Source organism: Thioalkalivibrio denitrificans (assembly GCF_002000365.1).
GTDB lineage: Bacteria > Pseudomonadota > Gammaproteobacteria > Ectothiorhodospirales > Ectothiorhodospiraceae > Thioalkalivibrio_A > Thioalkalivibrio_A denitrificans.
The window spans coordinates 1-11246 of the sequence record NZ_MVBK01000019.1; the positions used below are offsets into that span (position 1 = coordinate 1).

Genomic DNA, 11246 nt, shown 5'->3' on the forward strand with positions numbered 1-11246 from the left:
CCTAAGTCCGACAGGCTCCGAGAGGTTCGAATCCGCCAACATGGGAGATGTCCGATGAGTTCCGACATGAACGAGGTTCTCAACCCCAGCGCCAGGACCTACGACGCGGCATTCAAGCACGCCCCGCCCGGATGGACCCGGGAAGACGCCATCCGCGAGGCGGAGGCGGACGGGCTGACGCTCACCAACGATCACTGGGAGCTGATCAGAGCCCTGCAGGAATATTACGAACGCCACAAGGACAGCCGCATCAACCTGCGCGAACTACACGACGCCCTGGACGAGCGCTTCCACACCCGGGGCGGCCGGAAATACCTGTTCGCACTGATGCCCAAGGGGCCCGTGGCCCAGGGATGCCGCATCGCCGGCCTCAAGCCGCCGGCCGGCACAACGGAATCGGGGTTCGGCAGCGTCTCGTAACGGGTCCGCCGCAAAACCCTCTCGAAACCGGTGCGTCGCGCCCCTGTCCCGCAGGGGCCGTGTCGTCGCGCACCTGATCCCGCCGACCTCCCGGGACCGCGCCGCCCGCGGTCCACGTACCGGTGGTCAAACACCGCGTTTGCGGATAATGTGCGCAACGGAGCCGCAGCTGTCGGCCTGAGCGTATCGCCGGGTCGTCAGATCCCGGCAGGGTGACGTACAGAGGCGCTCCGACTCACGGACGCCCTGTCCTGTACGAAGAGGCCCGAATCCACCGAGCCCGGGATGGCACCGAAGTGCCGGGACCCCGGATCACATAGAGGACGAGGTTTGCGTCGATACACCGGATTGCTCCTGCCGTTGCTGCTGGTGGCCGCATTGCTGGTCATCGCAGGCCTGCTGGCCGGCGGCCGGGGCGGACATACCGTCATCGTGGACCGGGGCACTCCCGCCACAGAACAGGACCTGCGCGAGCGGCGCGGCCCCCTGGTGGACGAGGTGGTCTTCACGCAGCAGCAGGACGCGGGCCAGGTGGTGGGCCTGATCGAACGGGGCAGCCACCAGGTATTCGCCCAGGGCATCAACCGCCCGGCGCTGTTCCAGCGCCTGCGGGATTCCGCCGCCACCGCCTACGACCTCTCCTACGGCACCTCGGTGGAACTGACGTTCAACCCGTCCGGTCCGGAATTCTCCGACGGCCGGCTCAACCCCTTCGCCGTGCCGGCCATGCGCGAGGCCATCAACTGGCTCATCAACCGCCGCCACATCGCCGAGGAGATCTACGGCGGCCTGGCGGTGCCCCGCTACCTGCCGCTCAACACCGCGTTTCCGGACTATGCACGTCTGGCGGAGATGGCCCGGGAACTGGAACTCCTGTACGGCCACGATCCGGCGCGCGCGCGCGAGGCCATCCGCAGGGAGATGCAGAACCTGGGCGCGGAATGGGTGCATGGCCGGTGGATGTACAACGGCCAGCCCGTGAGCCTGACCCTGCTCATCCGCAACGACGACGAACGCCGGCGCGTGGGTGATTATCTCGCCAACCTGTTGGAGGGCGAGGGCTTTCGTATCGAGCGCCTGTATCGTACGGCCGAGGAGGCCTCGCGCATCTGGATCGTCGGTGACCCGGCCGGCGGGCGCTGGCACATCTACACCGGCGCCTGGATCTCCACCCTCATCCAGCGCGACCAGGCGGAAAACTTCAGCTTCTACTACACGCCCCGGGGCCGCGCCGAGCCGCTCTGGCAGGCCTACCAGCCGGACCCCGATTTCGATGCCGTGGCCGACCGTCTGCAACGCCGGGAATACAGCGACTGGGAGGAACGTCAGGACCTCATGCGCCAGGCGCTGAGCCTGTCCATGACGGATTCGGCGCGCGTATGGCTCGTGGACCAGCTCAACGTGTGGCCCCGCGCCCGGGACGTGACCCTGGCCGTGGACCTGGCCGGAGGCACCTCGGGCTCCAACCTCTGGCCCTACACCCTGGGCTATGCCGGGCGCCAGGGCGGACGCGTGGTGGTGGGCATGCCCAGCCTGCTCACGGAGCCCTGGAACCCCGTGGCCGGCAGCAACTGGATCTTCGACCAGATGATCACCCGCGCGCTCAACGATCCCCCGGTGCTGCCCGACCCCTTCACGGGCCTGTTCCTGCCCCAGCGCATCGAGCGCGCCGAGGTGACCGTGCGCGAGGACGCGCCCGTGATCCGCACCCTGGACTGGCTCAGCCTCGACACGACCGAGGACATCGAGGTCCCCGGCGATACCTGGGTGGACTGGGACGGAGCGGAACAACGCTTCCTGACCGCCGACGAAACCGCACCGGAGGGTCTGTCCGCGCGCACCCGGGTGCGCGTGTACTACGAACCCGATTACCTGGAACGCCGCTGGCACGACGGCTCGCCCATGTCCATGGTGGACGTGGTGCTGCCGTGGATCATGCTGTTCGAGCGGGCCAACCCCGACAGCCCCCTGTTCGACGTGGCCCACGTGCCCGCCTTCGAGGCTTTTCAGCGCCACTTCCGCGGCTGGCGCATCGTCTCCGAGTCGCCGCTGGTCCTGGAGATCTACAGCGACCAGATCCACCCGGACGCCGAGGCCATCGTCGCCAATCGCGTGCCCGGCGTCACCGCGTGGCACGTGCTCGCACTGGGCATCCTCGCCGAGCGCGAGGGCAGCCTGGCATTCTCCTCCAACAAGGCGGACCGAATGCGCACCGACTGGCTGAGCCTTGTCTCCGGACCCAGCCTCCCGGTACTGGAGCGCCAGCTGCACCGCGCCAGCGAAATCGAATACCTGCCCTACGCGGAAACGCTGGCGCACTTCACCGACTCCGGCGAGATCGTCGCACGCTACCGCTCACTGGCCGACTGGTATGCGGCGCGCCGCCATTTCTACGTGGGCAGCGGCCCGTTCTTTCTGCAGTCGGTGCACCCGGTGGAGGGCAGCGCCGTGCTGCGCCGGTTCCCGGAATTCCCAGATCCCTCGGACAAGTGGCTGCGCTTCGCTGAGCCCGAGATCCCCGAGCTCACCCTGGACGGGCCCGTGGTGGTCACCCACGGGGAAACGGCCACCTTCCTGCTGGAGATCACCCTGGATGGCAAGCCCTACCCGGAGCAGGCCATACAGGACGTGCAGTACCTGCTGTTTGACGGCGACAACCGGGTCGCGCTTCGGGGCGGTGCGCAGTACCAGGGCGAAGGGCGCTGGCTGATCCGCATGGACGAAGAGGCGTTCGCCAACCTGCCGATGGGGGCCAACAGCCTGGAGGTGGCCGTCACCTCGGACCGGGTGGCGCTGCCCGCCTTCGCCTCGCACGCCTTCGCCACCGTGGCGGGCAGCGCACCGCCCGAACCGATCGAGGTCACGCCATGAGCGATGCACCGGAGATGGCACAGTCGGTCCGAAGCCGGGGCCTGTGGCGTGACGGATGGCGGCTGCTGGTGTTTTCCGGCAAGCGGCTGATCGCGCTGTTCCTGACGGTGCTGGTCGGCGTCTACCTGACCATCTTCATCGCCAACATGGGCGGCCAGGTGGACGAGCTTCGCCTGGTGCAGATCCGCGGGGTGGTGTCGGAGGCCGTGCGCGCAGACCCGGCCTTCCAGGACATGACGGCCCAGGAACGCAACGAGCTGATCGAACGACAGATCTCGCTGGAGGTGGAACGCCTGAATCTTGACCAGCCCTTCATCCTGCGCAGCTTCGACTACCTCTACCGGGCCATGATGCTGGACCTGGGCCGGGCCGAGCAGATGCACAGCGACGCCGGCTCGCGACAGGTCTACGACATCATCGTCGAACGCCTGCCCGCCACCCTGCTTCTGTTCGGCACGGCCAATCTGCTGGTCTTCCTGGTGTCGGTGTGGGCGGCACTGCACCTGTCGAGACGCTACGGCAGCCTGCTGGACCGCAGCGTGGTGGCCCTCGCCCCGACCTCCGCGGCACCGGCGTGGTTCTACGGCATGTTTCTGATCCTGCTGTTCGCCTTCGTCCTGCCGGCCCTGCCCTCCGGTGGCATGGTGACGGCCCCGCCGCCGGAGAACCGTCTGGACTACCTGGCCAGCGTGCTGCGCCACATTACGCTGCCGCTGGTGGCCATGTTCATCTCGTCCATCTTCATCTCCATCTACTCCTGGCGCACCTTCTTCCTCATTCACTCCAGCGAGGACTACGTCGAGATGGCCCGCGCCAAGGGTCTGCCGGACCATCTGATCCGGCGCCGCTACATCCTTCGGCCGACGCTCTCGCCCATCGTCACCAGTTTCCTGCTCATGCTCATCGGCCTGTGGGGCGGGGCCATCATCCTGGAACAGATCTTCAACTGGCCCGGGCTGGGCACCCTGATCTTCCAGGCCATCGGCCATCGTGACACGCCGGTGATCATCGGCACGGTGGTGATCTTCGCCTACCTGCTGGCGGTGACCGTGTTCCTGCTGGACATCCTGTACGGCATTCTCGACCCGCGCGTGCGCATCGAGGGGGGCCGATGAGACGCTGGCTCGAAGGCCTCAAGCAGCTGCGCCGCTATCCCTCGGCGGTGCTGGGGATGCTGCTGATCCTGTTCCTGGTGGGCCTGTCCGTCTACACCGTGGTGGCCATCCCCTACAGTCAGGCGCTGGACCTCTGGCGCGGCGGAGACCACTGGCGCATGCATCCGGTCAACGCCTCGCCGGTGTGGGCAGATCGGCTGCGCGGCGGCGACCTGCCGGAGACGCAGATCATCTCCAGCGACGAGGTCACCGCCCGGGTACAGGAGTTCCCGGGCGGGCGCCGCCTGCAGATTCCGCTTGGCTTCGATTACCAAAGCAGCGCCTTCCCCAGCGAGCTCAATCTTTTCCTGCGCGTGCACGACACCGAGCGCCCGCCATTCGTGCGTTTCATCTGGCAGGCACCGGACGGCAGCGAGCAGGTGATCGGTGGCCGGCGCGTGGCGCGCGACGAACGGGTGTCCATCTCCCAGGACTGGGGGCTCGAGCGACGCCTGGGCCACGTGCCCCATGTGGGCCTGATGATGGACCCCGGATCCGGGAACCCTTCGCAGCCCGAGGTGCTCACGGGTATCCACACAATGCTGCTGGACGTGGTGATGTTCGACGAGGCCGGCAGCGTCAGCGCCGATCTGGTGGTCTACGGGCGAGTGCACGGCATTGCCGGCACCGACCACCAGCGCCGCGACCTGATGGTGGCGCTCATGTGGGGCACGCCGGTGGCGCTTGCCTTCGGCCTGATTGCCGCCGTGGGCACCACGGTGACCACGCTGGTGATCGCCGCCATGGGCGTGTGGTTCCGGGGCTGGGTGGACGCCACCATCCAGCGCCTGACCGAGGTGAACATGATCCTGCCCATGCTGCCCATTCTGGTGATGGTGGGCACGCTCTATTCCACCAGTATCTGGCTCATGCTGGGCGTGGTGGTGGCGCTGGGCATCTTCAGCGCGGGCATCAAGATGTACCGGGCCATGCTGCTGCCCATCCGCGAGGCCCCCTACATCGAGGCGGCCAAGGCCTACGGGGCCGGCGATGCCCGCATCATCCTGCGCTACATGGTGCCCCGGGTGCTGCCGGTGCTGATCCCCACCTTCGTCACCCTGATTCCCACCTTCGTGTTCCTGGAGGCCTCGCTGGCGGTGCTCGGCCTCGGCGATCCGGTCCTGCCCACCTGGGGCAAGGTACTCAACGACGCCCAGGAACAGAGCGCGCTGTACAACGGCTTCTATTACTGGGTGGTGTCGCCGGCGGCCTTGCTGATGCTCACCGGTCTGGGCTTCGCCATGCTGGGCTTCGCGCTGGACCGCGTCTTCAACCCGCGGCTGAGGAGTCTCTGACCATGACGCAACCCGCCCTGCTGCGCGTGGAGAATCTGCGGCTCGCCTATCGCACCGGGCGGGGCGTGGTGCGCGCGGTCGACGGCGTGGACTTCGACCTGCGCCGCGGCGAGGCACTGGTGCTGCTGGGGGAGAGCGGCTGCGGCAAGAGTTCCCTGGCCAAGGCCCTGCTGCGCCTGCTGCCGCGCAACGTGCAGGCCCACGAGGGGCGCGTGTGGCTGGACGACACGGACATCCTCGCCTTGCCCGAGGAGCGCTTTCGCCGGGATGTGCAGTGGCTGCGCATCTCCATGGTCATGCAGGCGGCCATGAATGCGCTCAACCCCGTGGTACGGGTCGGCGAGCAGGTGGCGGAACCGCTGATGGTGCATCGCGGGTGGTCCCGTGCCAAGGCCATGGAGCGGGCGGCCGAGGTCTTCGCACTGGTGGGCGTCTCCACGGACTTTCTCGGCCGCTACCCGTTCGAGCTCTCCGGCGGCATGCGCCAGCGGGTCGTGCTGGCCATGTCCCTGGTCACCGAGCCGGACCTGGTCATACTCGACGAGCCCACCTCCGCCCTGGACGTGCTGACCCAGGCGGGCATCATGAACGTGCTCAAGCGCATCAAGCGCGAACTGAACACCAGCTTCATCCTTATCACCCACGACGTGTCCACCTCCAGCGAGATCGCCGACCGGGTGGCCCTCATGTATGCCGGCCAGATCGTGGAACTGGCCGACGCCCGGCACTTCTTCACTGAACCGGCCCATCCCTACTCGCAGATGCTCATGGCCAGCGTGCCGCGCCTGCACCAGCCGGATCCGCCGCAACACATCCCGGGACAGCCCCCGGATCTGCTGGATCCGCCCGCGGGCTGTCGTTATGCGCCGCGCTGTCCGAAGCGGTTCGGGCGCTGCGACGAGATGCCGGATTCGATCACCGTCGGCGAGCGCCACCACGTGCGCTGCTGGCTGCACGGAGCCGGCCCATGAACCGCGACACCACCGCCGAGACCCTTCTGGAGGCCCGCGACCTGCACACCTGGTTCGAACTGCGTCAGTGGGGTTTCCTGCGTGCGGGTCACGTGCGCGCCGTGGACGGTGTGAACTTCGCCCTGCGCCGCGGCGAGGCCGTGGCCTTCGTGGGCGAGAGCGGATGCGGCAAGAGTTCGCTGGCGCGCACCCTGCTTGGGCTGCACCGCCCCACCCGGGGCGAGGTGGTGTTCGAGGGCGGCCACCTGGAAGCACTGGACAAGCGCGGCCTCAAGACCTACCGGGCACGTGTGGGCTACGTCCAGCAGGATCCCTACGGCGCCCTGCCCCCCTTCATGGACGTGGGGCGCATCCTATCGGAACCGCTGATCATCCACGGGGTGCGCGATCGGGAGACCCGGCAGGCACGGGTGCGGGCCGCGCTGGAGGAAGTGCGTCTGACGCCGGCGGAGAGCTACCTGTCCAAGTTCCCGCATCAGCTCAGCGGCGGCCAGCAGCAGCGCGTGGTGATCGCGCGGGCCCTGGTGCTGGAACCGTCCATGATCATCGCCGACGAACCCGTCTCCATGCTGGACGCCTCCGTGCGCGTGGAGATCCTGCGCCTGCTGCGCAATATCCAGGTGGAGCGGGGCCTGACGCTGGCCTTCATCACCCATGACCTCTCCACCGTGCGCCACTTCGCCGAGCGCATCTTCGTCATGTACGGCGGACGGATCGTGGAGCAGGCGGAGGTCAACGAACTGCTCGACCATCCACAGCATCCCTACACCCAGGCCCTGCTGGCCGCCATCCCGGATCCGGATCCGGACAACGCTGACCGGGAACACGCCGTGCCCGGCGGCGAACCCCCCAGCCTCGCCAACCCGCCGCCCGGCTGCCGGTTCCACCCCCGCTGCCCCGAGGCCATGGCCGGCCTGTGCGACCGCGACGAACCACCGGACTTCGAGCCCCGGCCGGTGCACCTGTCGGCGTGCTGGCTGCATCGCTGAGCGGACCGTCCGAATCCTTCATTAACCACGAAGCACACGAAGGGCACGAAGAAAAAGGTCTTGTTCCAAGAAACCTTCGTGCCCTTCGTGTGCTTCGTGGTTACAAACAGGCCGGTATCCGAAGCCACGGAGTGAATAGGGCGGGCCGTGCCCGCCGATCCGGGATCAGGTCACCAGGAACAGCGACAGCGACGGCACGAACGCCAGCACCAGCGCCACGGCCAGCATCGCCAGCACGAAGGGGAACGCCTTGGCCGCGATGGACAACACCGGCTGGCCGGTGATCCCCGAGATCACGAACAGATTCAGGCCCAGGGGCGGCGTGATGAAGCCGATGCCCAGCGACGTGATCATGAAGATGCAGAAGTGGATCGGGTGCATGCCGATCTCCTGGGCCAAAGGCAGCATGATGGGCGCCAGGATGACGATATTCGGCGTGCTCTCCATGACCAGCCCGGCCAGGATGAAGATGCCCAGCATCATCAGGATGATCAGCACCGGGTTCTCGGTAATGGCCGTCACGGTGGCGATCAGGCTCTGGGGTACGTCGTTGATCGCGAACACCTGGGCGAGCGGCAGGGCCACGGCGATGATGGGCACGATTACGCCGCAGACCTTCGCCGAGCCTTCCAGCGTGCCGGGGAAATCCCTGAGCCGAAACGTTCCCTGAAAAAGACCGATGGCAATGGTGGTCACCACCGCCACTGCCGCCGCCTCCGTGGGCGTGAAGATCCCCGAGTAGATGCCCCCGAAGATGATTGCCGGCACCAGCAGGGCATAGCGCCCGTCCCACACCGTCGCCAGCCAGTGGCGGAAGTTGAAACGCTGGCCCGCATGCTCGTAGCCGTTGAGGCGGTTCAGGATGGCATTGGTGATCATGGTGGACATCATGATCAGCACGCCGGGCACGATGGCCGCCAGGAACAGGGTCGACGTGGAGATGCCGAGCACCATGCCGATAATGATGTAGGCGATGGACGGCGGAATCAGGATGCCCGTACAGGCCCCCGAAGCCACCAGCGCACAGGCGTAGCCGGGCGGATAGCCCCGCTCGATGAGCCGCCGGATGGTGATGCGGCCCACCGCAGCGGCGCCGGCCGCATCCGAACCCGAGACACAGGCGAAGAAACCGCAGCCCAGCACCGTGGAGGTGCCCAGCCCCGAGCGTGTGCTGCCCATGGTGGCCTCGGCGATTCGGAGCAGCTTGACCGAGAGCCCGGTGCGCACCAGCACGTCGCCCGTGAGCACGAACAGCGGAATGGCGATCAGCGCAAAGGCATCCAGGCCGTGGAACACCGATTCGCCCACCAGTTCGATGGGCAGCGTGCCGGTCAGCACCAGGATGAGCAGCGCGGTGATGCCCAGAGAAACCCACACGGGCACCGCCAGGGCAAACATGATCAGCATGAGGATGATGGGGCCGAGGACCTGCCACCCCAGTTCGGCACTGCCGAAGGCCTCCGGTATGTACACGTGCCCTCCTCAGTCGAACAGTTGTCGCGCGGGCCGGGGCGGTCGGCCGGCACGCAGATCGGAGATGTCGTAGAACAGGGACTGCATCACGCGCAGCATCAGCAGCGCGAACCCGAACGGAATGGCAAACAGCACCCAGGCACGCAGGACGCGCAGGCCGTCGGTGACCGAGCCGTACTGGATGGAACTCATGAACGGGCCGATGGAAAGATAGAAGATGACCGCCGCCAGGCCGGCCATCAGGATGTCGCCCAGCAGGATGATGGACGTGCGCACCCGCGGCGGGAGAAAGGTCAGCAGCACATCGATGCGTATGTGCGCACGATCGCGCACCGCGGCGGCCGCGCCGATCCACACCAGGTAGATGAATGCATAACGCGCCGTTTCCTCGCCCCAGATGGACGAGAAGTCGAGCACAAAGCGGCGCAGCACCTCGATGAAGATGACCGCGACGATATAGATGTAGAACACCAGGAGCAGCCAGCGCTCCCCGTCCCGGTCGATGGTGGCAAGCAGACGTTTCATCGGCGTCCCGACGGCTCAGGGTTCGAGAACTCGGGCGGACACGGTCATGCCGTGTCCGCCCGCGGATTCACCTGCTGCGATCAGACGTCGTGCACGTAGTAGTGCGAAGGGGTCTGGGCCGCCTCGCGCATCCGCTCGAAGCTGTCGAGCGATCCGGCCAGTTTCTCCTTGATGCCGTTCCACTCGGGCCGCTGGGCGCCGCACGCCTCGACCCACTGGGCCAGTTCGTCGTCGGTGGGCGTGTAGAACTGCACCCCCGACCTGGCCATCTCGGCCATGGCATACGCCCGTGAGGCCGGCACTTGCGCCAGGTTCTGCTGGAAGGTGATCTCGCTGGCGAAGTCGATCCCTTCCTGAACCGCCGGGGGCAGACCGCGGAACCATTCCAGGTTGCAGGAATAGACCTGGGAATCGGGAACCGGCTTGTTGAAGGTGATCCAGGAGAGGATGTCCTTGAAGCCGTTGGAATACAGCGCGACGACGGCAGGATCCAGGGCATCGGCCACGCCCTGCTGGATCGCCGACGGCGTCTCGCCCCAGGCCACGGGGGTCGGATTGGCGCCTGCCAGCGAATAGAACTGCTGCAGGATCTCCGAGGCCGGCACGCGGAACTTCACACCGCGCAGGTCCGAAGGCGTCTTGAGCGGCGCACGCTGCATGCCCTTTCGCGCCGCCACCGTGCGCGGATCCAGTACCAGGTAGAGCAGGATCTTGAAGCCACGCTCCTCGGCCTTGGTATGCACCACGTCCTTCCAGGCATCCGAGGTCACGAGGTTGACGAACTCCTGGTTGTAGCCGCACCAGTAGGGGATATTGATCAGGTCCACCTCCGGCGCGAAGGGCGAGAAGTTGGAGATGGAATGCTGCGCCGCCTGGATGGTGTTGCTCTGCACGCCCTGGGCCAGTGCCGAACCCATACCCAGCTGGCCGGCGGGCGCAAGACGCACGTACACGTACCCGTTAGTGGCGTTCTGGATGTTCTCCTTGAGGTTGAGCTGCATCAGCGGGTACCAGCGGGTGGCGCCGATGCGGTACTCGGTGGCCAGCGTCATCCTCACCTCTGCCGCGCGTTCCCGCTCCCGCTCCTCCTGCGCGGTCTGTGCCGCGGCGGGCCTCGACAGCAGCCCGCCCGCGGCGGCCACCACCGCCGCGGTGAATCCGTACTTCGCCGTCAGTTCGAAGAACCGGCGCCGCTCCAGCGACTCCGGCGTGTCGGTATCAGCGTGTTGCCCCTTGTTTGTTTTCATGTCGACCCTCCTCCTCCGGTGTTTGTGGTTGTGTGACCGGCGCCCGGCCACCGGCCAGTCTCTCCGCAGCGAGCGCTGCGATGACAAAGAAGGTTGCCGAGGCGAACAGCAGCAGGAATTCCGGCACGCGGGCCAGGCGCAGGCCGGGGTCGAGACCCAGCATCGGCGCGAAGCGCCCGTACAGGACGTTGAGCGCAAAGCCCAGGAAGGCGAGGCCACTCGCTGTCAGCGCCAGGGATCTGATCCAGGTCGTTGCTCGTCGCGTCGTATCGGAACGCATGTCGTCTCCTGGCAACGGTTA

10 protein-coding genes are annotated in these 11246 nt (G+C 66.9%); 6 read left to right on the plus strand and 4 right to left on the minus strand.

Going from position 1 to position 11246, the window contains the following annotated elements:
- The first annotated feature begins 54 nt into the window (after positions 1–54).
- From B1C78_RS03440 to B1C78_RS03465, 6 genes are all read left to right on the plus strand, one after another.
- A complete protein-coding gene (locus B1C78_RS03440; RefSeq protein WP_077277749.1) occupies positions 55–420 on the plus strand; it encodes a TusE/DsrC/DsvC family sulfur relay protein in 366 nt (121 codons plus the stop codon).
- Between the two features lie 285 nt (positions 421–705).
- Positions 706–3291 (plus strand): ABC transporter substrate-binding protein, encoded by a 2586-nt coding sequence (locus tag B1C78_RS03445; protein WP_077277750.1) that lies wholly within the window; start codon positions 706–708, stop codon positions 3289–3291.
- On the plus strand, positions 3288–4406 hold the full coding sequence (locus B1C78_RS03450; protein ID WP_077277751.1) for an ABC transporter permease: 1119 nt from the start codon (positions 3288–3290) through the stop codon (positions 4404–4406). The genes B1C78_RS03445 and B1C78_RS03450 overlap by 4 nt, the downstream gene beginning before the upstream one ends.
- The gene (locus tag B1C78_RS03455; RefSeq protein ID WP_077277752.1) at positions 4403–5740 is read left to right on the plus strand and encodes an ABC transporter permease; all 1338 of its coding nucleotides are present in this window, start codon (positions 4403–4405) and stop codon (positions 5738–5740) included. The genes B1C78_RS03450 and B1C78_RS03455 overlap by 4 nt, the downstream gene beginning before the upstream one ends.
- 2 nt (positions 5741–5742) lie before the next feature.
- Positions 5743–6711 (plus strand): ABC transporter ATP-binding protein, encoded by a 969-nt coding sequence (locus B1C78_RS03460; RefSeq protein ID WP_077277753.1) that lies wholly within the window; start codon positions 5743–5745, stop codon positions 6709–6711.
- Positions 6708–7700, plus strand: coding sequence for an ABC transporter ATP-binding protein (locus tag B1C78_RS03465; protein WP_077277754.1), 993 nt, complete (start codon positions 6708–6710; stop codon positions 7698–7700). The genes B1C78_RS03460 and B1C78_RS03465 overlap by 4 nt, the downstream gene beginning before the upstream one ends.
- Positions 7701–7865: 165 nt before the next feature.
- Here the strand turns inward: B1C78_RS03465 and B1C78_RS03470 are convergent, their stop codons facing one another.
- The 4 genes from B1C78_RS03470 to B1C78_RS03485 all read right to left on the minus strand — a co-directional run bounded on the left by B1C78_RS03470 (position 7866) and on the right by B1C78_RS03485 (position 11225).
- Entirely contained in the window at positions 7866–9173 is a 1308-nt protein-coding gene (locus B1C78_RS03470; RefSeq protein WP_077277755.1) for a TRAP transporter large permease, read from the minus strand.
- Between the two features lie 9 nt (positions 9174–9182).
- Complete coding sequence (locus tag B1C78_RS03475; protein ID WP_077277756.1) at positions 9183–9698, minus strand: TRAP transporter small permease; 516 nt, start codon at positions 9696–9698, stop codon at positions 9183–9185.
- Between the two features lie 80 nt (positions 9699–9778).
- Positions 9779–10945: a TRAP transporter substrate-binding protein gene (locus tag B1C78_RS03480; protein ID WP_077277757.1), complete on the minus strand. Its 1167-nt coding sequence runs from the start codon at positions 10943–10945 to the stop codon at positions 9779–9781.
- Entirely contained in the window at positions 10917–11225 is a 309-nt protein-coding gene (locus B1C78_RS03485) for a hypothetical protein (protein WP_077277758.1), read from the minus strand. The genes B1C78_RS03480 and B1C78_RS03485 overlap by 29 nt, the downstream gene beginning before the upstream one ends.
- Between the last annotated feature and the right edge of the window lie 21 nt (positions 11226–11246).